Origin of the sequence: Rathayibacter sp. AY1E6 (genome assembly GCF_002931115.1) — a bacterium.
Lineage (GTDB): Bacteria > Actinomycetota > Actinomycetes > Actinomycetales > Microbacteriaceae > Rathayibacter.
The window spans coordinates 25,374-45,918 of sequence record NZ_PSVK01000009.1 but is presented as its reverse complement, the minus strand read 5'-3'; the positions used below and the strand labels follow the sequence as shown (position 1 = coordinate 45,918).

Genomic DNA, 20,545 nt, shown 5'->3' with positions numbered 1-20,545 from the left:
GGTCAGTCGTCGTCGCTGTCGGGCGCGGGTGCCTGATCGGTGCTGGTGCTCGAGGTGGAGTCGGACCAGACGGCTTGCGCGCCGGAGTCGCCGATGCGGATGACGTCGATGGTCGCTCCGACGGAGATGGCGATCGCTGCGACGGCGAGCACGATTCCGACGAGGGGGCGGCGGGTGGTGGCGGCTCGGTCCTCGGTTCGTCGCGTGCGGCGGAACCAGAGCCACTGGACCAGGGCGACGAGGAACAGGCCGGCAGCCCAGGGGAGCAGGTGGTCGCCGAGCTCGGTGTGCTTCTCGAGGATCGCGGACGGCTCCGTCTGTCGTTCGAGCGCTTCACCGGCCTGCGTGGTGAGCGGGACGGCGATCAGCGCGGCGAGGGCGATGATCGGGGTGAGGATCCCGAACTTGCGGCGGGCGGCCGGCCAGAGGCTGCCGAGGATGAGCATCAGTGCGGCGAGGGGGAGCAGAACCACGACGGCGTGCACGAGGAGCGGGTGGAGGGGGAGGCCGTTGATCTGCCAGTCGTTCATCGGGGGCGCCTTCGGTCGAGAGGGGGGCTGTCCTCGTGACGCTAACGCGCCCCGCCCTGCGCGCTCTGCCGTTGGACGTATTCGTGTGAGCCCTCGAACGATCACTCGCCCGTCCTCCGAGCCGACTCCCCGCTTCACCGCCGATATGCGAGGAGCCGACCGAGCGGAGTCAGGACGTGTGCCGGCTCGCCGGTGCGATCAGGCGGCGGAGCCGGTCGGTCACGAGAAGGGCACCGGCGGCGTCGATGGTGAGGACGTCGACGTCGAAGCGGTCGGTGACGGTGTCGAGCGTCCCGACGCCGCCGGCGAGGATCGCGGTCGCGAGGACGTCGGCGGTGACGATGTCCTCGGCGATCACGGACACCTGCACGAAGGGGACGTCACCGGGCTCGGCAGGTCGGCGCCAGACGTGCTCTCCGCGTTCGGCGGTCCCGGAGGTGGCGATCGCGCGGCGACCGTCGCCGAGGGGGACGATGCAGAGCAGCGCCTGCCGGTCGCCGGGATCCACGATCCCGATCGTCCAGCTGTCGGCGGGCGAGGTGAGGACGTCTCCCCCGACATCGAGGAGCCATTCGCCGTCGCCGAGCAGCCGGGCCGCGTGCGCCATGGTGGTCGCTTTGACGGTTCCGGCGAGGTCGATGACCCCGTCGGGCCGGTGCGGGGTGAAGGCGCCGTCCGTCGCCGTTCGCCAGTGCAGCGATTCGGTGTAGGCGGTCCGCATCTGCTCGGACGCGGCCGTCAGCGCGAGCTCGCCGCGGGCGATCCGGGACGCCTCCGACTCCGGCCGGTACAGGCTGAAGCGGGCGTCGGCGTCGGCGAAGACGGCTTCGACGTCGCCGACCGGGGTGTCGTCGGCGGCGCGCAGGCTGACGACGGTGCCCATCGTCGTGAACGTGTGCACGGTCAGAGTCCGGCCTGGTCGATCGCCGATTGCAGGGAGGTGAGGTACCCGTCGCTGGTGTAGGTCGCTCCGCTGACCGCCTGCACGTTCGCGGACTGGGCGGCGAGGACTTCTTGACGCAGGATCGGCGCGGCCCGGTGCGAGATCGACACGGACCGGCCGTCCTTGTCCGTGAGGTGCACGGCCGTGACGTCGGTGATCTGCCCGCCGGCGACGGTGATCGCGACCTGCACAGCGCCGAAGCGAGTCGGAACAGATGAGCCGGTCCACGTGCCGTCGGCCGAGGCGGACGGGCTCGCAGTGGCCGTCGAGCTCGTACCGGCCGACGGGTCGGTGGGCGCGCCGGCGGAGGGCGTCGTCGAGGCGGGGGCGCCGGCCGGGGTCGGCGTGGTCACCGCGGGAGCCGCTCCTTCCGTGGCTGTGGTGGCGCTCGTCCCGGTGGCGAGCGGGGAACCGGTGGCGCCGGCGGATCCCATCTGCCAGCCGCCGACGAGGACGGCGAGGGAGGCGAGGACGCTGGCGACTGCTGCTCGTGTTCTCACCAGTCGAACCTCTCCACGTGGATCTGCCGGTCGGGCAGGCCTGCCGCTCGCGCGTCGCGGACGACGAGGTCGGCCCAGGCGGTGGGACCGCAGACGAACAGGTCGGAGTCGAGCAGGCCCGGCAGCGCCGAGGCGAGCGTCACACCGCGGGCGATGGACTCGGCGGACATCCACGTCGCGAGCCCTGCGGGCCGCCGGCCGATCATCCCGAACAGTGCGCCGTGGCTGCTGCGGACCAGTGTCTGTGTCTCGTCCCAGAGGTAGGTCTGGGAGTCGTCGGTGGCGCGCAGCAGGACGGTGGCCTCGCCGGGGCGCAGGCCGCCGTGCTCGAGGAGCGCTCGAGCGGGGGTGATGCCGATGCCGGCGGCGATGATCGCGAGGCGCGGGGCGGTGCGGGCGACGTCGGTGAAGATCCCGTAAGGGTCCTCGGTCGAGACCGCGGTCCCGGAGCGCAGTCGTGCGAGCCGGTCGGTCCCGGCTCCGAGTGCGCGGACGGTGATCCGCGCGCGGGTGTCGGTCGGGACGGCGGAGAAGGAGATCGGGTGGGCGTGCCACCAGGTGCCGTGGCTCCAGAACCGCCAGATCGCGTACTGCCCGCCGATCACGCCGAGGCGGGAGAGGTCGCGGCCGGAGAGGTGGATGGAGAAGACGCCGGGGGCGATCGTCTCGACGGCCTCGACCCGGATCCGGTGCCGCAGCGTCGTGAGGACCGGTATCGCGAACCGGAACCAGGCGATCGCTCCGAACGCCAGGACGTAGAGGGCGATCCAGTAGACGCGCTGCGGGGTGCTCCCGGCGAGGACCTGGCCGGCGGAGAGCTGGTGGGGGACGGCGACGAGGACGGCCGCGTAGCTGAGGAGGTGGATCGCGTGCCACGCCTCGTAGGCGAAGCGGCGGCGCACGGCGACGAGGGAGGTGACGACGACGAGAACCAGCAGGGTGCTGCCGAGCAGCGCCAGGAGCATGTCGGCGCCGGAGTACAGGGCGAGTGTCTCGTTCCACAGCGTCAGCCCGTCGGTGAGGGCGTAGCCGACGGTGAGCAGGGCACCGTGCCCGAGGATCAGAGACAGGGCGGGCTTGCCGAGGCGACGGTGCAGCGCCATCGCGGTGTCCTGGCCGAAGGTGCGGTCGATCCAGGGGATCCGGGCGGCGAGGACGAGCATGACCAGGATCAGGTCGGTGCCGACGAGGCCGGCGACGATCCCTGCGGCCGTGAGAGCTCCGGCTATATCGGTGGCCTCCGCGGGCCCGCCGGCTGCGAGGTAGAGCGCGATGGCGAGGGCGACCGAGACCCAGCTGGCGGTGACGAGCGCGTCCGCGGAACGCAGGCGCCGACGCAGGGATCGCTCGCGGTCGGCCTGCGACCGCCGCAGCGTGGTCGGCGCGTGGGGTGCGGGTGCGTTGGTCGGTCGGATCGTGGTGCTCACGGCGGCGCCCTCCGGTCGGTGTCGCATGCGCCGACCTCGGGTTTCCGGGGGCGCGCTCCTACCGTCGCGGGGGAGTCTTGGTGTCGACTATGAGGGATGCGTGCCGATTCCCCGCCGGAGTCCGATTCGTGTTCGAGGTCTCACATGTCACCGCTCGGGCAGCACGACCGTCACCCTCACTCCGGCGGGTCGACAGTTCTCGATGGTGACCGATCCGTCCGCGGTGTCAACGAGAGCTGCGACGAGGGCGAGCCCGAGCCCGCTGCCGCCGTCGCGGCTGGTGCGCGCCTCGTCGGGTCGAGAGAAGCGCTCGAACGCGTGCGGCACGAACTCCTCCGGGATGCCGTGCCCAGTGTCCCGGACGCTCAGCTCGAGGGTGGAATCGTGCTGCTCGAGGAGGAGGGTGATGCGTCCGGCAGGAGGTGTTGCGGCGATCGCATTCGCGCCGAGATTGTCGAGGATCCGCGAGAACGCGCTCACCGAGAGCGGGTAGGGCGCGTCGGCGCGCTCGATCGCGGTATCGAGCTCGATGTCGGGGCCGGTGCCGCCGGTGATCGTCCTCAGCCGGTCGACGGAGTCCATCAGCTCGGTCTCCAGCTCGCTCGCCGTCGCGCGCGCGGTGACGGGCGGGGCGGCGTCCAGCCGGGAGAGCTCCAGGAGGTTCGTCGCCAGGCGGGACAGGCGGGCGAGGGACCCCTCGGCGGCGCGGATCTCTTCTTCGAGGGCGTCCGCGTCGCCGAAGTGCCGGTGCGCGAGTTCGAGCTGGGTGATGACGACTGCCAGCGGCGTGCGGATCTCGTGGCTTGCCGCGGACACCATCTGCCGCTCCCGATCGGCGGTGTCCCGCGTCCGGGCGATGAACGCGTTCAACGTCTCCGCCAGATCCGACAGCTCATCAGTCGCCGGGCCTACGGGAAGCTCGCCGCCGTGCCGGTCGCCGAGCGACGCGGCGGTGCGGCGCATCCGCTCGACCGGACGCAGGGCGGCGCCGGTGAGCAGCCATGCGGCGAGGGCGGACAGGATCACGAGGGCCGCGGCGCTGACGAGCAGCGTCCGGTCCAGGGCCGCGACGGTCAGGTCGCTGCCGGCGCCGCTGCGAGCCGCCCACAGCTCCCACGTGCCCGCACTCGTGTCCAGGGTCCGGGAGACGATCGTGAACCGGACGTCCTCGTCGGTCATCACCGTCGAGGTGCCGTCGCTGCCGGTGCTGCGCTCCAGAACCTCGTGGACGTCGTGCGGCATCGTATCGACGGGGACCGCTCCGCCGGGAGCGCGCGCGAAGATCAGGATCCCCTCGGCCGGAGGGTCGGGGGTCTCGGTCGGGTCCGATCCCAGATCGGCGAGATACGGGGCGAGGTCGCCCTCGGCGAGGGTCACCTCGGACGCGACGACGATGCTGCGGAACTGCCCGTGCAGCACGAGGGTGATCACGCCGACCCCGATCAGCGCGACGAGGAGGCTGCCGAGGGTGATCCGGGAGCGGATCGACAGGGAGCGCAGCAGCCTCACTCGGCGCGCTCCAGCCGGTATCCGGCGCCGCGGACGGTCGTGATCCGGAGGCCTGTGTCGGCGAGGGCGAGCTTCTTGCGGAGGTAGCTGACGTACTGATCCACGAGGGTCGGCTCGAACGTCTCCGTAGACCCCCACACTTCGGCGAGGATCTCCGTCCGGGTCAGTACCTCATCGAGATGCACGGCGAAGAAGCGCAGCAGCGTGAGCTCCTTGACACTCAGCGCGAAGGGACGCTCTCGGACCGTCGCGCGCACGGACAGGGCATCCAGGCGCAGCGCTCCGATCTGGACCACTGGCTGCGGGCCGCTGGCTCGGCGCCGGATCTGTGCGCGGATCCGGGCGCTCAGCTCGCCGAAGTGGAACGGCTTGGTGACGTAGTCGTCGGCGCCCGAGTCCAGCCCGAAGATCCGGTCCTCGACGGCGTCCCGCGCCGTGATCAGCACGACCGGGACGGTGCTGCCCGACTCCCGCATCCGTCGGCAGACCTCGAACCCGGTCATCCCTGGCAGCATCACGTCGACGACGGCGACATCGACGTCTCCCGCGGTGAAGGCGATCAGCGCGTCGACGCCGTTGTCGACGAGCTGCACGTCGTAGCCGTCCTCCCGCAGTCCCCGCTCGACGAGGGCACCCATCTGCGGGTCGTCCTCGACGACGAGGATCCGGGACATCAGACTGCGCCGGACGTGCCGAGCAGCAGGCCGATCAGGAACGTCGCCGCGAGGGCCAGAGCGCCGCCGACGACGATGCGGATCATCGGGCGCAGAGCCGGGCTGCCGCCGACCCGTGCGCTGATGTATCCGGTCGCGGCGAGGGCGATCAGCACCACGGCGAAGGTCACCGGAACCCTCCAGTCCGGCGGAGGGAGCAGGATCGCCAGCAGCGGCAGCACGGCTCCCAGGAGGAACGCCAGCGCCGAGGCGCCGGCGGCGGCGAGCGGGCTGGCGACCGCTTCCTCGTTCAATCCGAGCTCCGCTTCCAGATGTGCGGTCAGAGCGTCGTTCTCGGTCAGCTCGCGGGCGACCTGATGCGCTGTCTCCGGGGTCAGGCCACGCGCTCGATAGAGCCAGGCGAGTTCTTCGAGCTCCCCGTCGGGATCCTCGGCCAGCTCGACCCGCTCCTTCGCGATCAGTGCGCGCTGGCTGTCGCTCTGGCTGCTCACCGACACGTACTCGCCGAGCGCCATCGAGATCGCACCGCCGACGACCCCTGCGACGCCCGCCGTCAGGATCGGTGCCGTGGCGGTCGTCGCTCCGGCGACACCCACGACGAGAGCGGCGACCGAGACGATGCCGTCGTTCGCGCCGAGCACGCCCGCTCGCAACCAGTTCAGCCGCCCTGAAATCGCGCTGTCGTGCGGTTCCGCGCGGGGCGAGGAGGGCTGAGGCGTGAATGGGGTCGACATGAGGGCCATGCAAGCACCCACCCCTCGGTAGCGCTAGCCAGGCGAGCCTGCCCGATCCCGTCAGTGCTGCACCGGCTGGGAAGAGACGAAGGGGAGAGGCAGAGCCCAGCGCCGGCCGGGAGTTAACCCATGCAGTCAGGGTGACACGGACCCCCGTCATTCGCACTCGGACAGAGTCATCGATGGTGCAGAGCCCCAGTCGAAGCGGCGATCTGCACACCTCGGTGGGCGAGGAGATGCGGACGGTGCCGGCGGGCTGACCGCTGTCAGCCGGTCTGCTGCGGGCCAGCAGGAAGCCCAACGGCTCCTAGGCTGACCCGATGAGTTCCCCGGCACTGACCCGCCCTTTCGTGGGTGTAGCGCGCATCGCCGTCGGTGCAGCCGCGGTCGCGGTGATCCTCCACACCTACGCGCTGAGCATCGCGGCCGGCGACCCGAATCCGTTCGACTACTTCGGCTACTTCACGAACCAGACCAGCCTCCTCGCGAGCGCGGTGCTGATCGTCGCCGGATCGGTCGCGCTCGCCCGCCGTCCGACTCCGGTGTGGCTGAGCTACGTCCGCGGCGCGGCGACGGCCTACCTGATCGTCGTCGCCGTGATCTACAACACCCTCGTCCCCGGTACCGGGACGGCCCCGCCCTGGGTCAGCGCCGTCCTGCACGTGGCGCTCCCCGCGCTCGTCCTCCTCGACTGGATCGTCGTCGCCGACCGCGGACCGCTCTCCTGGCGACGGCTGTGGGTGGTCCTGCCCTACCCGATCGTCTGGGTCGTCGTCGTGCTCGTCCGCGGAGCGACCGACGGGTGGGTGCCGTACGGCTTCCTGCTCCCCGAGAACGGAGTGCCGTCGCTGGTCCTGCACGTCGTCGGGCTGACTTGCGCGGTGCTCCTTGCGGGCGCGCTCGTCTGGGCGCTGAGTCGACGCCGCAGATCGGCCGGTTGATGTCCTGTCCTCCGTCGCCGTGGATCATGAGGCGTGCTGGTTCCCGACGTCGGGCGCGTCACCTCTCGTGCGTCGCGGCTCGGCCGCGGCGGGCTCTGATCACGCGCAACACGAGATCGATGACCAGCAACCCCGACATCAGTTCAGTCTCGCGAACCCGAGCGCCTTGTGCGCGTCCCGTATGGGGATGGTCCAGCGGGCGTCCGGCAGGGCGTCTCCATGCCGGACGACGAGCGGCCCGCTCGCAGGCGGGGGCTTAGCGACGCGCGGATAGTGTGCACTGCGTGGTTGACGTCGCTCGGAAGGGACCCCTGAGTCCGGTGATCGCCGCGATCGCCGTCCTCGGGATGATCGTCGCGCCCGTCGTGCTGACCTACCTCTCCATCAGCGAGAGAGGAATCGGCATGGGATTGATGCCCACCGACGAGGAGGCCGCAGCAGGGAAAGCCTTCCTCCTCGCGGCTGGCATCGTCGCCCTCACCAGCGCTATCAGCGTCTGGGTCCTCACCGTCATTCGCGCGACAAGCGGGGCCCATGCTCACCACGGGTGGGAAATCGTCTGGTGCATCCTGGAGTTGCCGACCGCACTCGTCGGCTTCGCCCTCGCGGCCATCGCCTCCCACATGCCTTAAGGCCGTCCCTCGACTCCCGAGCGATGATCACGGCGGCGCGATGCCAGGCCGACCGTCGCGCGCGGATGATGATCTGGCGGGCGTCCGGTAGGGGATAGGTCATAGAGGCACTGTCGAACCGACAAAGTTCGTTGATGACGCCTGAGACGAAACCGTGCTCTGAGGGCATTCACTACTGAGGGGGTGATGTCGGGTGGTCGGTGCTGCTGAGGCGACGCTGGTGGATCGTCTTCGCGGCGGTGACCCGTCGGCGCTGGACGTTCTCTTCCGGATGCACGGCCGCGCGGTCTACCGCGCCGCGGGAAGCTTCCTCACGGACGCCGGCCATGCGGAGGACGTCGTGCAGGAGAGCTTCTTCCTGCTCTGGAAGCGCCGCTCGAGCGTGCGCATCGTGGGGGAGTCGGTGCTGCCCTGGCTGCTGGTCACGGTACGCAACCTCAGCTTCTCGACCAATCGCCGCGAGCAGCGCCGACGCCACCTGCCCCTTTCCGACGACTCCGCCTCTCGCGGCGTCGACGCGGAGGCGAGCGACCGGCTGCTGGACGTGCGACGTCTGGTCGAGCAGATGAGCGCGACGGACCGCGCGATCTGGACGGCGTGCATCGAGGACGACCTCAGCTACAGCGATGCCGCTCGCTCCCTCGGCCTGTCCCACGGGACTGTCCGCAACCGCCTCTCGCGGGTGCGGACATCACTGGCGAGAACCCTGACGGAACGGACAGAAGACCATGGACGATCCTGACCTGAGCGACGAGCAGCTCGAGCGCATCAGCGCACGCCTCGCGCACCGCATCCGCCGCCGCCGACGTCTTCGCCAGGCCGCGGCGGTGACGCTCGCCGGCATCGCCGGCGCCGTCCTCAGCGCGGCAGTCCTCACGGCGGTGACGACCGAGCGCGGCACTCCGGTCGCAGCGCCCGTCACCTGCTGGGAACCGGACGGGCAGGGCGTTGCCCTGTCGGGCGAGATCCAGACACCCGCAGAACACTTCACTGCGTCGCTCGCCGCGGCGTGCGCTGCGCTCGCGGGCACCAACGGAGACGGAACGGACGCCGCCCTGTTCTCCCTCGCAGGAACCCAGGTGTGCCAGGAGGGCGGCCGAATCGACATCTTCACGGGACTGACCACCACAGTCGACTGCACCAACCCGCCCACGACCTGGACCGGAGTCGACCAGTGACCTTCAGACGCACGAGAACCCTCGCCCTCAGTACCCTCTGCCTCTCCGCGGCGCTCCTCGCCAGTGGATGCGCGACGAGCGCCAGCAGCCCCGGGTCGCCGTCGACGGCGCAGCTGCCGGGTGAACTGCTCAGCGCCGAAGACGCGACCAAGCCCGTCTACGAGACCACCGCTGTCATCGGCGATCAAGGATCAGGCGGATGGCTGCTCGATCACCCCGTCAGCCTTCGCATCACCGGCACCGACGGCCGGTCGCAGCTCAGCGTCGACGGTCCCTGCAACACGCTCACCTACGACCTCCAGTCCGCCGGCCTGCAGACCTCCGTATGGGTGGTCACCGGAGGCCCCGCGACGACGTACGTCGGCTGCCTCGACGCCGCCGACGAACGAGAGCAGTGGCTCATGGACGTGCTGGGCGCCGAGGACGTCAGCCTCACCCAGACCTCCACGACGATGCGCATCCGCTCCGGCCCCGTCACCATCGACGCCACCGCCAGCACGACCCCCATCTCCACCGAGACGCCTGCCGAACCAACAGAGATGACGGAGTCCCTGACACCCACCGTCCCGACGGAGGGCCCACCGGGCACCCCCATCGCCACCGCCGCCTCTGAGGGGCCGATCATCGACGTCCAGCAGCTGACGAACCCGGCGCTCGACCTGGCCAACGGCACCGGAGTCCAGCTCTCGACGCTCAGTGCGGAGGAGAAGAAGCAGTACCCGATCTACGCGGTCGGAACCACGTACGAGGAGCTCGCCGCTTATGACCCCGCTCTCGCGGACCACTACTGGGTCGCACAGGACGAGCCGGTCTGGGCGCTGACCGTGCACGCGCCCGCGGAGAGAACAGACGTGCCCTATGGCTTCGACCTCCATCGGGTGGACGTCTTCACCGCCGTCTACGACGGGATCAGCGGAGAGCTCCTGACGTCACAGGGCGATGTCGACCTCGCGTCTCTCGGTGCGCCCGGCGAGCTGATCACCGCCGGATAGATCCTTAGTTACCGTCCGTATGGGAATCCCCAAACGGGACGCCAGAGGCGATGCGGATGAGGCGAAGCGCGCGATTGCTTGGTGGCGCGCTCGCTACGCTCACGTGATGGTCGGCCTCTCGCAGTGGCGCCGGCGAGCTGACGCTCGCCGTTCGCGCCGCGCCCGGTTCCGGGTTCTGCTCGCTGAGGTTTGTGGTGAGTGCTCGCACCCCTGGGTGGAGCACCTCGCGGACGCCGGCCTGGTCGGCAGCCCCGTGTGCTCGGAGTGCGTCTACGAGCTCGAGCATGGGTTCAGTAGCGGACCGATTTGTCACCGACCGGTTCCGATCGATGTGTTGAGTCGCGCTGATGCCGCTGCGGCGGCGGCAGGGCAGGGCGGCAGTGATCAATTGGTCGGAGGAGGCCAGATTCGGGTCGCAAAAGAAGACCTTGACGCCTCATGTCAGCGTCCGGCGAGAGTGGTCAGCAGGTCCTGGATGCTCGTCTTCTCGACAACCGGGTCGGGGCTGCCGGCGCGGACGGAGGAGAGAACGGGGTCGATCTGCTGGTCGACGTAGGTCCACGTCTGGCAGTTCGCGGCGCTCAGTGCGGGCTCCGCGTCGTCCCAGGCGGTCTCAAGGTCGGTGGCGCGGGCTTTCGCGCCGGCCTGATCGCCGCTGGTGACGAGGGCGAGGGTGTCGGCGGTGATCGTCTGGAAGTTCTGCACGTCGGCGGAGGGGAAGTCGGTCTGAACGGATGCCTTCGCGTCAGCTGCGGACAGCGTTCCCGACGCATCGCAGGCCGGGGCTGCGCCTTCCGGTGCCGGACTGGTGTGCGGCTGGCTGTTGGTGAAGGCGAGCAGCCCGACGACGGCGACGGCGAGGACCGCGAAGGCGACGAGTGAACGGCGTTCGCGGGCGACTGGCGTGGTGTAGTGCTCGGATGCGCCCTTGTCGACATCGGCCTTGCTGAGGGAGAGGTAGACGACGGTGGCGAGGATCGCGAGCAGGAAGATGATGCTGGTGACGAAGGTGCCGAGCCCGAGGCCCTGCTCGTCGGGGGACAGGCCGAGCCAGTCGCCGATATTGGCGCCGAGGGGGCGGGTGAGGATGTAGGCGATCCAGAACGCGAGGACCGGGTTCGCGCCGTAGCGCCAGAGGCCGGTGACGATCGCGAGCAGCGTGAGGGGCAGGAGGATTGAGACGCCAGGGCCCCAGCCGGTGAGCTCGAGAGTCCAGTCGCCGAGGGCGGTGCCGAGCGCGAAGGTGACCAGGACGGTGACCCAATAGAACGCCTCCCGCGGGGTGGTGTCGATGCTGTGGATCGAGAGGGTGCGCTCCTTCGAATACCAGACGCCGAACACGATCACGAGCAGCAGCGAGAAGACGAGGGAGCTGGCCCAGAGAGGCACTCCGAGCTGGTCGGTGAGGATGTCGGTGAGCAGGGTGCCGGTGACGCTCATCACCACGACAGTCAGCCAGTACGCGGCGGGCACGTAGCGTCGCAGCCGCATCTGCACGGCGAGCACGACCGCGGTGACGATGATGAAGATCACAGCCGTCGCGATGAGGCCGACGCCGAGGACCATGTTGATCCAGTCGGCGAAGCTCTCACCGACCGTGGTGCAGAGGATCTTGATTATCCAGAACCAGATCGTGACCTCGGGGACCTTGCTGAGCAGCCGCCGGCCGCGGGACGGTGCTGCCGTCGTTGAGATGTCCATGCCCGCAGAGTCCCAGCCGGGACGTGGGCGGCGGCTCGGGATGCGCCGTGCTGCGTTGTGTTTGCTCACAACGACCCGAAGCTCCGCGGTTCGACCAGGTCGGTACCGAGCCGATGGGCTCAGGTTCTGTGCTTTCACAACGGATGCGGGGGAATCCTCCGCACCCGGAGCCCGCGCATTCGTAGCGTGGACTCCTCCGGCGTGCTGCGCGCCGAGCGAGGAGGACGGAACTGATGCCGAACAGCGGACCCCTGGCCGATGGTGCGATCGCCTATCGGGCGGCGCGACGCTGGCCGCTGATCTCGGCGGGCCTCGCGGTGCTGCTCACGGGACTTCTGGCCGCGCTGATCTTCTACCGGGAGCACGACAAGCCGTTCGGGTTCGACACCGCCTGGATGAACGAGATCATCGAGCACCGGTCGACGTTCTGGTTGGTGCCGTCGCTGGTGATGAACAGCCTCGGCGGCGGGATCGTCGGCACGATCGTGATTCCGCTCGTCGTGTTCGTGGGGCTGCTGGTCTGGCGGGGTCGGTGGGCGGCGACGTACTTCGCGATCGCCGCGCCGCTCAGCGGGCTGCTGGTGCAGATCCTGAAGAACGCGGTCGGGCGTCCCAGGCCGCTGGAGATCCTCGTGAACGCCGACTTCGGCTCGTTCCCCTCCGGCCACAGCGCGAACGCCGCCACGACCGCGATGGTCCTCGCGATCGTCTTCCCGCTGTGGTGGGTCCGCATCGCCGGAGCCCTTTACACGGTGGCGATGATGCTCAGCCGCACCTACCTCGGTGCGCACTGGATCTCCGACACCGTCGGCGGGCTGCTCCTGGGCGCCGGGGTGGCGTTGATCGTCTGGGCGCCGCTCGCGGTCAGGCTGCACACCGAACGTGCTGCATCACCGTCGTTCCGTTGGCGGCGCTTCTCCGGGCACCGTCCGACCAGATGACGGCGGAAGGCAGCGGGCAGCGCTGCCGGTGAGCGGGTCGCTGTGCGCTTGTTCAACGGACCCGGCGAAGCCCCCAGCCCCGGGTACCGCAGGCTGCCCGAGCATGGCGGCATGATGCACCTCACTGATCAGCGCCGCCCTCCGCTCCCTCGGATCCGCTCACATCTCGTCGCCGGCCGGTACGCCGCCTCGACGGTGCCCGAGGCGACGGCGCTGTTCTGGATCCTCAAGGTGCTGACGACGGGGATGGGCGAGACGGCGTCGGACTTCCTCGCGACCGCGTTCGACCCGGTGATCGTGGTCGGCGCGACCGGGCTCGCGTTCCTCGCGGCCCTCGGGCTGCAGTTCGCGGTCCGCCGGTACATCCCGTGGGTGTACTGGCTGGCCGTGCTGATGGTGAGTGTCTTCGGCACGATGGCCGCCGACGTGCTGCACGTGGTCGCCGGGGTCCCGTATCTCGTCTCCACTCTCGGGTTCGCGCTGGCTCTCGCGGCGGTCTTCGTCGTGTGGTGGCGGGTGGAGCGGACGCTGTCGATCCACTCGATCACGACGCCGCGCCGGGCCGCGTTCTACTGGCTCGCCGTCTCCGGGACCTTCGCGCTCGGCACGGCCGCGGGCGATCTGACCGCGTCGACGCTCGGGTTCGGCTACCTGCCGTCCGCGGTCCTGTTCGCGGCGGTCATCGCGGTGCCGGCGCTCGCGCACCGGTTCACGGGGCGGAACGCGGTCCTCGCGTTCTGGGCCGCCTACGTCGTCACGCGACCGCTCGGCGCCTCGGTCTGCGACTGGCTCGCGGATCCGGTCGACCGGAAGGGCCTGGGCCTGGGCACCGGCCCGGTCACGCTCGCGGCCCTCGCGGTGTTCCTGCTGCTGGTCGCGGTGATCGCGCTCCGCCGACCGCGCGCGGCCGTCACGGCGACCCCCTGAGCGCTGGGCTCAGGCGTCGCGTCCGGCGCGGTTCTTCTGCCGCCAGTAGGTGAGGGCGATGCCGGCGAGGCTGAGAACGACGATGCCGACGAGGACGATGTCGATGTACTTCCCCACGAAGTCCGCGACGCCGGGGATCTGCCCGAGGAAGAAGCCGAGGAGGATCACGCCGGTGGACCAGACGGCGGCGCCGAGGGCGTTGAAGCCGACGAAGTGGCCGTAGTGCATCTTCCCGACGCCGGCGGCGACGGGGGCGAAGGTGCGCACGACCGGCACGAAGCGGGCGATGGTGACCGCCCAGCCGCCGAACCGGTCGAAGAACGACTGGGTGCGGGCGACGCTCGAGCGGCTGAAGAGCCCGCTGTCCTTGCGCTCGAAGATCCGCGGCCCGCTCGCGCGGCCGATGACGAACCCGAGCTGGTCGCCGAGGAACGCGGCGGCGGCGACCATCAGGATCACCAGCGGCACCGGCAGGGAGATCACGCCGGTCGCGACGAAGACACCGGTGAAGAAGAGGAGGGTGTCACCGGGGAGGAAGAACCCGATCAGCAGGCCCGTCTCGACGAAGGCGATCAGGCAGACCAGGGCGATCGCCCAGGGGCCGGCGCCGTCGAGGAGGGATTGGGGGTCGATCATCGGTTCTCCTTGCGAGAGGTCGGGTGGGGCTGCGTCGCGGGGATGCGGACGTCGACACCGAGGCCGTGGGGGGCGAGGTTGCGGAGTCGGAGCTCGCCGCCGGCGGCGCGGCTGAGACCGGCGACGATCGCGAGCCCGAGGCCGGCGCCGCCGTCGCGGGAGCGGGCGGCATCCGGGCGGGTGAAACGGTCGGTCGCGACCGCGAGGAACGCGTCAGGAACGCCCGGGCCGTCGTCGTCGACGGAAAGGACGATCTCTTCGGCGCGCTCGACGAGGGTCGCGCTGACGCTGCCGCCGTCGGGCGTCGCAGTGACGGCGTTCGCGAGCAGGTTGTCCAGGATCCGGCCGAAATCGGTCGGGGAGATCGGGTACCGGGCGGCGACGATCGAGGCGGGGGCGACGAAGTCGATCGCGAGGTCCCGCTCGCGGGCGAGCATCCGGGCGCGGTCGACGCTGTCGGCTACCTCCTCCCGCAGAGCCGCCGAGGAGGCGTCGCCGGTAGCGATGCCCGCGTCGATCCTCGACAGGATCAGCAGCCCGTCCGTCAGGGACTGCAGGCGGTCGATCGAGCGGCGCGCGTCGACGACATCGGCGTAGAGAGCCGCCGGATCGTCGCGGACCCGCTCAGCGAGCTCGAGCCGGGTGCGCAGCGCGGCGAGCGGGGTGCGCAGCTCGTGGCTCGCGTCGGCGACGAGCCGCCGCTCCCGGTCCGCCGACTCCCGCAGGTCCGCGATCAGCGCGTTCAGGGTCGAGGCGAGGTCGGAGAGCTCGTCGCGGGCGGGCCCGACCGGGAGCAGCTCGGTGGAGCGTCCCTGGCGCAGCCGGTCGGCGATCGCGCGCATCCTGCCGACGGGGCGCAGCGCGAGGCCGACCAGGACCCAGGACGTCACAGCGAACGCGACGAACAGGATCGCGAGGGCGATCAGGAGCGTCGTGCTGACGCCGCCGACGACGGCCTCGGCGGTGTCGCGGCTCTCCTCGATCAGCGCCTGCGACGCTCCCGAGCGGACCAGCTCGATCGTGGAGGCATCGAGGATGTGATCGAGCTGCTCGCGCACGACGACCGCGACGATCCCGAAGAACAGCATCGCGACCAGCAGGCTCGACACCGTGATCCGCACCCGGATCGACAGGGACCGCCAGCTCACGGCGTCACCCCGAGGCGATAGCCCGCACCCCGTCGGGTGAGGATCTCGACCGACGCCCCGCCCGCGGCCAGCTTGCGGCGGAGGTAGCTGATGTACTGCTCCGCGATGTTGTGGTCCACGAACTCCGCCGACCCCCACACCTCGAGCAGGATCTCCTCCCGCGGCACGAAGTCCCCGGCGCGCGCCGCGAGCGCGCGGAGGACGCCGAACTCCTTGGGGCTCAGAGGCAGGACGGCGCCGTCGACCGTCGCGGCGTGCGCGTAGGGGTCGACGCGCAGATTTCCCAGCACGACCGGTGCCCGGTTCGTGAGGTGCTCTCTGCGGATCATCGCTCGGAGGCGGGCGGAGAGCTCCTCGAAGTGGAACGGTTTCGCGAGGTAGTCGTCGGCGCCCGCGTCGAGGCCGAACACGCGGTCCTGCAGGGCGTCGCGGGCGGTGAGCATGATCACCGGGAGCGTGGCACCGCTCGCGCGCAGGTGCCGGCAGATCTCGAAGCCACTCATCCCCGGGAGCATCACGTCGAGGATCGCCGCGGAGTAGTCCGCTTCGCGCGCCGAATTGAGCGCGTCGACCCCGTTCGAGAACAGGTCGACGTCGTAGCCGTCGCCGGTGAGGCCCCGCTTGATGAGCTCGCCCATCTCGACGTCGTCTTCGACGACCATCACCGCGTCACGCATCCAGGCCTCCTACGGTCATGCTCGCACCCGTGGCGCGGCGGAACCGGCCTACTCCGCGGAGATATGCGGCTTCTCAGCGGTACGCACTGCATACAAAGGCAGCACGTGCGGCCCGATGGAGCAGCACGCCCCTGGTGCGCAGACGATCTCGGACGCGGGCACCGACATGGACGCCGACCTGCAGTCGGCGCGGTGTTGTGCGCTGCGCGCAGTTTTTGCCTGGAAGCCTTCGGCAACGTACGGGCCTCCGGCGTCCACGCAAGCCGCTGCGCGGCCGGCTCCTCCGACGTTCTCAGCACGCGGTCGCTGCGCTCCCTCCCATCGCGCCGACAACCTCTCCTCCGCCTCCCTCCGGGTTGCGCTCCCACCTCCGACCCTGCTCGGCACTACGTGCCTTCCAGGCAAAAAAACGCTGGGAGAGAAGGAAGAACAAGCGAGCCAGACCACCCCCGCTGGCTTGACAAATCTGATTGAGAATCCTTACCCAGACCGGACACACCGACGCCGCCGAGAAGTGGGCCGAGCTGCACGCCTGGTCCCCGGTCAACGACGAGCACGACCCGCACCGCGGCGACCGGTGGGACGACTGATGCTCACCGTCTAATCGAAACCGTCATGCGTGCAGTGCACCATGACCTACCGGGTGCTCGAGAAGAAGGGCATCGAGTACACCACCGTCGACATCACCACCAACCCCGCAGCGCTCGCGTACGTCACGGAGGAGCTGGGCTACTCCGCCGCCCCCGTGGTCGTCGCGAGCGACCAGGACCACTGGTCGGGGTTCCGCCCCGACCTCATCGAGAAGCACGCCGCATGACCGGCCCGAACATCACCGGTGACGACTACCGGGCCGGGTACCTCGCCGGACAAGCCGACCGGCAAGGCGAAGTCGACTGGCTGGAGAACGAGGCCGACCGGCTCTACCGCCTCGCCTACGGCGACGAGTGCCGCGTCCAGGACCTCACCGTCACACGCGCCGAGCTCGAACAGCGCAGAGCGCTGTCCGAGCCGCCGGTCGAGGTCACCCGCCGCGACGCTCTGGCGTCCTGGGGCATCGAGACACCCCCCACCGACACCCCCGCGGCCGAGGCCGCGAACGAGAACCCGTCGACGCCGACGGGACCCACCAACCGCACGAGCAGGAGTCTCAATGACGACGTCAAGGCGCCCTACTTTCGTTTGAGCGTCGACGGGGACCTCCGAGGGGGTCGTGGCCGGGGCCGTCCCACAGCGCGCCTATCTCGATCGTCCCGATAGGGGACTGGTTGTCGAGCCTTGGAGGACCGGGCTCCTGCACGGACCAGCCCGTGTACGAGATGCTGATTGCATGCGTTTCACTCACGAACTCGGCGATGGATTCCGACTCGCGCTACGCACCCTCGACACCGTCGAGGAGATGCACGCTCTGACGGTGGCCAATCTTGAGCGTCTAAGGCAGTGGGAGCCATGGGCCTTCTACGACCAAACTCTCGATGGCACTGCTGCCTTCACTCGTGCTCAGCTGTCGGACTTCATCGCAGAATCCGTGTTGCCGACCGTCATCATGTCGGGCGATTCCATCATCGGTTCAGCGTCTCTTCGAATGAACTCCTACACGCAGACAGCGGAACTCGGGTACTGGATCGACGCCGCCACCGAGGGTCGCGGTGCCGTGACTCGCGCCTGCACCGCGCTGCTGACTGAGGTCCCAGCCCGCGGAATCCGTCGAGTCGAGATACGAACGGCGGTCGAGAACGTGCGCAGCTGGCGCGTTGCTGAGCGGCTCGGGTTCACCCGGGAAGGCGTCCTCACCAGCGCGCTGCCTCTAGGGGACAAACGACTGGACGTGGCGGTCTACGGGCGCACCTTCGCCCACTGACGCCAGATCTTTAGTCCGCCGTTCGCCGTGCAGTGGTGGGAGAACGCTGTCAGGGGCCGCCGTGGAGCCACACGTTGCCGACGGCGACACGGAGCGATCGCAGGAACCGTTAGATACGGGGATCGGTCAGTGGGCGCTCGAAGCGGCGATCGGGTTTGACGAGGCGTAGTGCTCATCACCTCGGTTCAGCTCATCTGTGCAGAGCGAATCGGAGGCGCCGGGGTGAACGTGCGGTTGTCGCGCAGCAGGGCCCAAAGCACGCTCACGCGTCGTCGGGAGAGAGCGAGGAGCGCCTGCGTGTGCTTGTACCCTTCGCTACGTTTCTTGAGGTAAAGGTCGCGGTTTGGTCCTTCGCGGATGACGGAGGTCTGCGCTGAGAGGTAGAGCGAGCGGCGCAGATGTCGGTTGTACCGCTTCGGCCGGTGCATGTTCCCGGTCCGGCGTCCGGAGTCGCGCGGAACGGGTATGAGCCCGGCCGCTGCGGCGAGGTGGCCGTCGTCGGCGTAGTTGTCGAGTGGCCCGGCTGCGGCGAGGAATTCGGCTCCGAGGATCGGACCCATCCCGGGCATCGATTCGATGATCTCGGCCTGCGGGTGCGCGTGGAACATCGTGGTGATCTGGTTCTCCAGCGTTCGGAGACGCTTGTCGAGGGCGAGGATCTGCGTTGCGATGTCGGCGATGATCTGCGCCGCGATCGTCTCGTTCCCGATTTGCGTCTGTTGTCCGCTCGCGGCCTCGAGAGCAGCCTCCGCGACCGCCGGCGCGCCTTGCACGCCGCGGCGAGCCAGCCACTTCGTCAGGCGCACCTGCCCCATCCGGCGAAGCGCGGTGGGCGTCTGGTAGCCGGTGAGGAGGGTGAGAGCGCCCTTGTGTTTGGCGTAGTCGAACGCGCGGTCGAGGCGGGGGAAGATGCCGGTCAGGACGTCGCGGAGCCGGTTGAGCATGCGGACGCGATCAGCGACGAGATCGCCGCGATGTGCGATCAGGAGCTTGAGGTCGGCAATGATCTCGACCGGCAGCCTGATTGGGGTCAGGTCGTGCCGGTGCCGCGCCGTCTCGGCGATCACGTAGGCGTCGCGGGCGTCCGTCTTCGCTTCGCCTCGGTATGCGCCGGCCATCCGGTTGACGATCCGTCCGGGGACGTACAGCGCGGACTGTCCGTGGCTTGCGAGCAGCGCGAGAAGCAGCGCAGACGTGGTGCCGACGATGTCGACTGCCCAGGTGAAGTTCTCGCCGAGAGTAAGCACTTCGGCGAGCGGGTCGAGGATCGCACTTTCGTCGTTGCTGACCTTGCGCGACCAGAGCATCGCGCCCTGGTCGTCGATCGCTGTCACCCAGTGATGCGCCTTTCCTGCATCGATGCCCACCCAGATGTGAGCTTGTCGATCGTTCAACCCGTCCTCCTCAGTCGTGATCTGCCTCGTGCAAGCCCGAGGAGCACCCAACCGTCATCTCCGTAAACAGCGACCGAAACGCACATCTCAATTAGCGGCCAGGGGCACCCCAGAGGACCGGACGGCCACTCCTGCTGAGCCACACGATCGGCGACGACAGATAAGCCACATCCGGCCCCCTCGGGCCGCCACCAAACTTACGGAGACGACAGATGAGCACCAGGACCATCACCGGCAACCTCGCCGCCGACCCCGAGGCCGTGCAGGCGGGCCGCGTGCAGATCGTGAAGCTGCGCGTCATCGAGAACACCGGCGAATACCGCGCGGGGGAGTGGACCCCGCACGACGCCCCGACCACGCATTACGTGGAAGCGAAGTTCGAACTCGGCGAGCACGTCCTCGCCTCCCTCCACAAGGGAGACGCCGTGATCGTCGTCGGCTACGAGCGCACCGTCGCCTGGGGAGAAGGAGAGAACCGCCGCACCGGCCGCGTCCTCGAAGCCGACGCCATCGGCCCCAACCTCACCCGCGCAACCGCCGTCGTCACCACGACCACCCAACGCGCACCCCGCCGCCGCGCGGCCTCCGCGGCTGAGTAGGACTCGGTCCTCCGAGATACTCCGCCATCCGCCGCAGAGTTCGCCGTTCTACGGCCTATATTCGCGGTTCTCCGTAGAGGACGGAGGCGGTCCGGGGTTGGGCTGCTGGAAGCTGCCCACGCCCAGAGCGGCGAGTCCCGCGGACACCGCCGCGCCCAGAAGGCGGAAGACGATCACGAATGCCTTTCCGACGAACTTCAACACGTTTGCCATCACGAGACCATCGCTTTCCGGAACTGATCGCAACGCTAGTGGTTCCGAGCGAATCCCGGTGGGTTCTACTCCCAGCAGTTCTCGACGCGGAGCACGTAGAGGATGACGTGATCCTCCGGGATCGCTGCGCGCACTTCCGGGATCGCCGGGGCGCTCGTCGCCGCGTTGCTGCGCACCACCGTTGATGCCGATTCCGCGCGCGTCCGGTGTGCCAGTTCCCACATGCCTCCATCGTCGCATCCGACGCTGACACGACCCGCTCGAGCGTGGGGGCCGGCGGCGCCGGCCCGTGAGGGGCGACCCCCTCACGCTCCCCGGTGTCCCGTTCCGGGGCGCGAGCTGCACTCGCGCAGCGGCGACGGAGCACCGCCAATGGGAGGCCGCGATGCGG

23 protein-coding genes and 1 pseudogene are annotated in these 20,545 nt (G+C 69.6%); 11 read left to right on the top strand and 13 right to left on the bottom strand.

Annotated features, from left to right (window positions below):
- Positions 1–2 precede the first annotated feature (2 nt).
- From C5C46_RS09605 to C5C46_RS09575, 7 genes are all read right to left on the bottom strand, one after another.
- Positions 3–530 (bottom strand): DUF2231 domain-containing protein, encoded by a 528-nt coding sequence (locus C5C46_RS09605; RefSeq protein WP_104226519.1) that lies wholly within the window; start codon positions 528–530, stop codon positions 3–5.
- 169 nt (positions 531–699) lie between these two features.
- Entirely contained in the window at positions 700–1,431 is a 732-nt protein-coding gene (locus tag C5C46_RS09600; RefSeq protein ID WP_258059425.1) for an FAD:protein FMN transferase, read from the bottom strand.
- A gap of 2 nt (positions 1,432–1,433) precedes the next feature.
- A complete protein-coding gene (locus C5C46_RS09595) occupies positions 1,434–1,973 on the bottom strand; it encodes an FMN-binding protein (RefSeq protein ID WP_258059424.1) in 540 nt (179 codons plus the stop codon).
- Positions 1,970–3,400, bottom strand: a complete 1,431-nt coding sequence (locus tag C5C46_RS09590) for a ferredoxin reductase family protein (RefSeq protein ID WP_258059423.1) — start codon at positions 3,398–3,400, stop codon at positions 1,970–1,972. The genes C5C46_RS09595 and C5C46_RS09590 overlap by 4 nt, the downstream gene beginning before the upstream one ends.
- Before the next feature lie 147 nt (positions 3,401–3,547).
- Positions 3,548–4,909 (bottom strand): cell wall metabolism sensor histidine kinase WalK, encoded by a 1,362-nt coding sequence (locus C5C46_RS09585; RefSeq protein ID WP_104226517.1) that lies wholly within the window; start codon positions 4,907–4,909, stop codon positions 3,548–3,550.
- On the bottom strand, positions 4,906–5,583 hold the full coding sequence (locus tag C5C46_RS09580; RefSeq protein ID WP_104226516.1) for a response regulator transcription factor: 678 nt from the start codon (positions 5,581–5,583) through the stop codon (positions 4,906–4,908). The genes C5C46_RS09585 and C5C46_RS09580 overlap by 4 nt, the downstream gene beginning before the upstream one ends.
- Positions 5,583–6,326, bottom strand: a complete 744-nt coding sequence (locus C5C46_RS09575; RefSeq protein WP_104226515.1) for a VIT1/CCC1 transporter family protein — start codon at positions 6,324–6,326, stop codon at positions 5,583–5,585. Before C5C46_RS09575 ends, C5C46_RS09580 begins: the two co-directional genes overlap by 1 nt.
- A gap of 311 nt (positions 6,327–6,637) precedes the next feature.
- Between C5C46_RS09575 and C5C46_RS09570 the strand changes: the two genes are divergently transcribed.
- The 5 genes from C5C46_RS09570 (at position 6,638) to C5C46_RS09550 (ending at position 10,060) form a co-directional block, all read left to right on the top strand.
- Positions 6,638–7,258, top strand: a complete 621-nt coding sequence (locus C5C46_RS09570; RefSeq protein WP_104226514.1) for a Pr6Pr family membrane protein — start codon at positions 6,638–6,640, stop codon at positions 7,256–7,258.
- Positions 7,259–7,578: 320 nt separating this feature from the next.
- On the top strand, positions 7,579–7,890 hold the full coding sequence (locus C5C46_RS09565) for a hypothetical protein (RefSeq protein ID WP_104226513.1): 312 nt from the start codon (positions 7,579–7,581) through the stop codon (positions 7,888–7,890).
- 220 nt (positions 7,891–8,110) lie between these two features.
- A complete protein-coding gene (locus C5C46_RS09560; RefSeq protein ID WP_146078969.1) occupies positions 8,111–8,632 on the top strand; it encodes an RNA polymerase sigma factor in 522 nt (173 codons plus the stop codon).
- Positions 8,619–9,068 carry a hypothetical protein gene (locus tag C5C46_RS09555; RefSeq protein ID WP_104226511.1) on the top strand — a complete coding sequence of 150 codons (450 nt, stop codon included), beginning with the start codon at positions 8,619–8,621 and terminating at the stop codon, positions 9,066–9,068. The genes C5C46_RS09560 and C5C46_RS09555 overlap by 14 nt, the downstream gene beginning before the upstream one ends.
- Entirely contained in the window at positions 9,065–10,060 is a 996-nt protein-coding gene (locus C5C46_RS09550) for a hypothetical protein (protein ID WP_104226510.1), read from the top strand. The genes C5C46_RS09555 and C5C46_RS09550 overlap by 4 nt, the downstream gene beginning before the upstream one ends.
- Before the next feature lie 441 nt (positions 10,061–10,501).
- On the opposite strand, the gene C5C46_RS09545 is transcribed toward C5C46_RS09550, so the two are convergent.
- On the bottom strand, positions 10,502–11,761 hold the full coding sequence (locus C5C46_RS09545; RefSeq protein WP_104226509.1) for a hypothetical protein: 1,260 nt from the start codon (positions 11,759–11,761) through the stop codon (positions 10,502–10,504).
- A gap of 233 nt (positions 11,762–11,994) precedes the next feature.
- Here C5C46_RS09545 and C5C46_RS09540 point away from each other — a divergent pair, with 233 nt between their 5' ends.
- Positions 11,995–12,702, top strand: coding sequence for a phosphatase PAP2 family protein (locus C5C46_RS09540; protein WP_181127762.1), 708 nt, complete (start codon positions 11,995–11,997; stop codon positions 12,700–12,702).
- 111 nt (positions 12,703–12,813) lie between these two features.
- The gene (locus C5C46_RS09535) at positions 12,814–13,629 is read left to right on the top strand and encodes a hypothetical protein (RefSeq protein WP_104226508.1); all 816 of its coding nucleotides are present in this window, start codon (positions 12,814–12,816) and stop codon (positions 13,627–13,629) included.
- Between the two features lie 9 nt (positions 13,630–13,638).
- Here C5C46_RS09535 and C5C46_RS09530 read toward each other — a convergent pair whose 3' ends face one another.
- Genes C5C46_RS09530 through C5C46_RS09520 form a run of 3 tightly spaced genes read right to left on the bottom strand, consistent with a single transcriptional unit; the run spans position 13,639 to position 16,090 of the window.
- Positions 13,639–14,265, bottom strand: coding sequence for a DedA family protein (locus C5C46_RS09530; RefSeq protein WP_104226507.1), 627 nt, complete (start codon positions 14,263–14,265; stop codon positions 13,639–13,641).
- Positions 14,262–15,413, bottom strand: a complete 1,152-nt coding sequence (locus tag C5C46_RS09525) for a HAMP domain-containing sensor histidine kinase (protein ID WP_258059421.1) — start codon at positions 15,411–15,413, stop codon at positions 14,262–14,264. The genes C5C46_RS09530 and C5C46_RS09525 overlap by 4 nt, the downstream gene beginning before the upstream one ends.
- Positions 15,410–16,090 carry a response regulator transcription factor gene (locus C5C46_RS09520; RefSeq protein WP_104223238.1) on the bottom strand — a complete coding sequence of 227 codons (681 nt, stop codon included), beginning with the start codon at positions 16,088–16,090 and terminating at the stop codon, positions 15,410–15,412. The genes C5C46_RS09525 and C5C46_RS09520 overlap by 4 nt, the downstream gene beginning before the upstream one ends.
- A 604-nt stretch (positions 16,091–16,694) precedes the next feature.
- On the opposite strand from C5C46_RS09520, the pseudogene nrdH reads away from it, so the two are divergent.
- The 3 genes and pseudogenes from nrdH to C5C46_RS09505 form a co-directional block, all read left to right on the top strand.
- Positions 16,695–16,907, top strand: a pseudogene (nrdH, locus tag C5C46_RS09515) (glutaredoxin-like protein NrdH); the annotation flags it as partial.
- Entirely contained in the window at positions 16,904–17,347 is a 444-nt protein-coding gene (locus C5C46_RS09510; RefSeq protein ID WP_104226506.1) for a hypothetical protein, read from the top strand. The pseudogene nrdH and the gene C5C46_RS09510, both read left to right, overlap by 4 nt.
- Positions 17,348–17,417: 70 nt before the next feature.
- Positions 17,418–17,948, top strand: coding sequence for a GNAT family N-acetyltransferase (locus C5C46_RS09505; RefSeq protein WP_104226505.1), 531 nt, complete (start codon positions 17,418–17,420; stop codon positions 17,946–17,948).
- A 185-nt stretch (positions 17,949–18,133) separates the two neighbouring features.
- Here the strand turns inward: C5C46_RS09505 and C5C46_RS09500 are convergent, their stop codons facing one another.
- The gene (locus C5C46_RS09500; protein ID WP_104226504.1) at positions 18,134–19,342 is read right to left on the bottom strand and encodes an IS110 family transposase; all 1,209 of its coding nucleotides are present in this window, start codon (positions 19,340–19,342) and stop codon (positions 18,134–18,136) included.
- A 212-nt stretch (positions 19,343–19,554) separates the two neighbouring features.
- On the opposite strand from C5C46_RS09500, the gene C5C46_RS09495 reads away from it, so the two are divergent.
- Entirely contained in the window at positions 19,555–19,941 is a 387-nt protein-coding gene (locus C5C46_RS09495; RefSeq protein ID WP_104226503.1) for a single-stranded DNA-binding protein, read from the top strand.
- 278 nt (positions 19,942–20,219) lie between these two features.
- On the opposite strand, the gene C5C46_RS16910 is transcribed toward C5C46_RS09495, so the two are convergent.
- The gene (locus C5C46_RS16910; protein ID WP_181132683.1) at positions 20,220–20,378 is read right to left on the bottom strand and encodes a hypothetical protein; all 159 of its coding nucleotides are present in this window, start codon (positions 20,376–20,378) and stop codon (positions 20,220–20,222) included.
- Positions 20,379–20,545 lie beyond the last annotated feature (167 nt).

Bases quoted from the DNA above. Each gene is read 5' to 3' on its own strand.
- C5C46_RS09510 (WP_104226506.1), top strand. From the start codon at position 16,904: ATGACCGGCCCGAACATCACCGGTGACGACTACCGGGCCGGGTACCTC.
- C5C46_RS09530 (WP_104226507.1), bottom strand. From the start codon at position 14,265: ATGATCGACCCCCAATCCCTCCTCGACGGCGCCGGCCCCTGGGCGATC.
- C5C46_RS09555 (WP_104226511.1), top strand. From the start codon at position 8,619: ATGGACGATCCTGACCTGAGCGACGAGCAGCTCGAGCGCATCAGCGCA.
- C5C46_RS09570 (WP_104226514.1), top strand. From the start codon at position 6,638: ATGAGTTCCCCGGCACTGACCCGCCCTTTCGTGGGTGTAGCGCGCATC.
- C5C46_RS09580 (WP_104226516.1), bottom strand. From the start codon at position 5,583: ATGTCCCGGATCCTCGTCGTCGAGGACGACCCGCAGATGGGTGCCCTC.
- C5C46_RS09545 (WP_104226509.1), bottom strand. From the start codon at position 11,761: ATGGACATCTCAACGACGGCAGCACCGTCCCGCGGCCGGCGGCTGCTC.
- C5C46_RS09505 (WP_104226505.1), top strand. From the start codon at position 17,418: ATGCGTTTCACTCACGAACTCGGCGATGGATTCCGACTCGCGCTACGC.
- C5C46_RS09540 (WP_181127762.1), top strand. From the start codon at position 11,995: ATGCCGAACAGCGGACCCCTGGCCGATGGTGCGATCGCCTATCGGGCG.
- C5C46_RS09605 (WP_104226519.1), bottom strand. From the start codon at position 530: ATGAACGACTGGCAGATCAACGGCCTCCCCCTCCACCCGCTCCTCGTG.
- C5C46_RS16910 (WP_181132683.1), bottom strand. From the start codon at position 20,378: ATGTGGGAACTGGCACACCGGACGCGCGCGGAATCGGCATCAACGGTG.
- C5C46_RS09520 (WP_104223238.1), bottom strand. From the start codon at position 16,090: ATGCGTGACGCGGTGATGGTCGTCGAAGACGACGTCGAGATGGGCGAG.
- C5C46_RS09495 (WP_104226503.1), top strand. From the start codon at position 19,555: ATGAGCACCAGGACCATCACCGGCAACCTCGCCGCCGACCCCGAGGCC.
- C5C46_RS09575 (WP_104226515.1), bottom strand. From the start codon at position 6,326: ATGGCCCTCATGTCGACCCCATTCACGCCTCAGCCCTCCTCGCCCCGC.
- C5C46_RS09535 (WP_104226508.1), top strand. From the start codon at position 12,814: ATGATGCACCTCACTGATCAGCGCCGCCCTCCGCTCCCTCGGATCCGC.